We start from the raw sequence: 1377 nt of genomic DNA, 5'->3' as shown, positions 1-1377 counted from the left end.
ACTGCCACAGGCGATGCCGTGAACCTCGGTCAGCTACAAGCCGCAAGCAGTGCTGCTGATACTAAAACAGATGCGTTAGGAGTGAGCACAGCAACCAATTTAGGTGGCGGCGCAACTTACACTGCGGCGACTGGCACAGTAAGCGCACCTATTTATACCTTAAATAACGGCAATAATGATGCGACCACTACTGACTTTAATAACGTAGGTAGTGCACTGGGTAACTTAGATGGTCGTACGACTACCAATACCAGCAACATCGCCAACGTTCAAGCACAAGCGAACCAAGGCTTTAACATCCGCGCAGCGGGCAGTAAAGCTGACAACGTTCAATTGGGTGAAACTGTTGACTTTACCAACACTGATGGCAACCTAATGGTCACCAATGATGGCGCTAATGGTATCAACTACAACCTAGCAGAAAACATCGACCTTGGTGTAAATGGTAGTATTAGAACTGGCAATACCACAGTCAATAACGCTGGTATAACTATCTTAAACGGTCCAGTTGACACCGTTATGCTTGGTAGAAATGGACTTAATAATGGTGGTAATAGAGTCACCAACCTAGCTGATGGTATCGCAGCAGATGATGCCGCAACCTTTGGCCAAGTAACAACTTTAGGAACTAGCACAGCAGCCAACCTAGGTGGCGGCGCAGCTTATACTAAGGCGACTGGCACAGTAAGCGCACCTACTTATACCCTAAACAACGGCAATAATGATGCGACCACCACTGACTTTAACAACGTAGGTAGTGCACTGGGTAACCTAGATGGCCGTACGACTACCAATACTAGTAATATCGCTGACTTAGCATCTGGTAAGACAGGTCTGGTTCGTCAAGACAACGGAACAAGTATAATCACCGTTGGGGCTGCCACTGGCGGTACAGCTGTTGACTTCTCTAATTCAGTAGGCGCAAATCGTCAGCTGACAGGAATTGCTAGTGCTGGTGACTACACAGTAGCTGGTAATGCCAATAATGCTGTGAATGCAGGTGACTTAAATACAGCAGTTGGTAGTATTGAGAGCACAGTTACCGATAAGGGCTTAACTTTCGCAAGTGATCGCGGTGTTAATGTTAAACGCAAGCTTGGTGAAACGCTCACTATTACAGGTGGTGAAACAGATGCCGCTGCACTAGCAAGTGGTAACAACGTAGGCGTATCAACCAATGCAACGAATGATGGTCTGCTTGTACAGCTTGCTAAAGACATCGACCTTGGTGTAACTGGTAGCGTTAGAACGGGTAACACCGTCACCAACAATATGGGCGTTAGAATTGACGATGGCACAGGCAACCTTACAGCTGTGACAGCAACAGGCACTAACGTCACTAACGGCACCAACACCAGTAACTATGGCGCCAATGGC

General features: G+C 47.3%; 1 protein-coding gene. It reads left to right on the top strand.

Going from position 1 to position 1377, the window contains the following annotated elements:
• A partial coding sequence (locus M917_RS00290) for a beta strand repeat-containing protein (RefSeq protein WP_040641480.1) occupies nucleotides 1-1377 on the top strand: 1377 nt, incomplete at both ends.

It is taken from the genome of Psychrobacter aquaticus CMS 56 (assembly GCF_000471625.1).
Classification (GTDB): Bacteria; Pseudomonadota; Gammaproteobacteria; order Pseudomonadales; family Moraxellaceae; genus Psychrobacter; species Psychrobacter aquaticus.
This window is presented reverse-complemented; position numbering and strand designations above follow the sequence as displayed.